This is a genomic window from Gilvimarinus sp. 1_MG-2023 (assembly GCF_030548285.1).
Genome location: NZ_JAUOSC010000714.1, coordinates 1 through 299 on the forward strand (window position 1 = coordinate 1; position 299 = coordinate 299).

At 57.5% G+C, this 299-nt stretch carries 1 protein-coding gene; it reads left to right on the forward strand.

The window, feature by feature from the left end:
• The coding region (locus Q4563_RS18735) for an ABC transporter ATP-binding protein (RefSeq protein WP_303605588.1) at positions 1-299 on the forward strand (299 nt) is incomplete at both ends.

The window sequence follows — 299 nt, forward strand, 5'->3', positions numbered from 1 at the left end:
CAAAATCGTTGCTGGACAGCGTTGGTCTGGGTCATCGTATCAGTCATTACCCCAGCCAGTTGTCGGGGGGGGAGCAACAACGGGTGGCGCTGGCGCGGGCCTTTGCGGGTCAGCCGGATATTCTGTTTGCTGATGAGCCTACCGGTAATCTGGATCGCGCCACCGGCAAACAGATTGAAGATTTGTTATTCCAGATGAACGCTGACTACGGCACCACGCTGGTGCTGGTGACTCACGACCCACAACTGGCACAGCGTTGCCAGCGTCAGGTACGCATGACCGATGGCCAACTGCAGGAT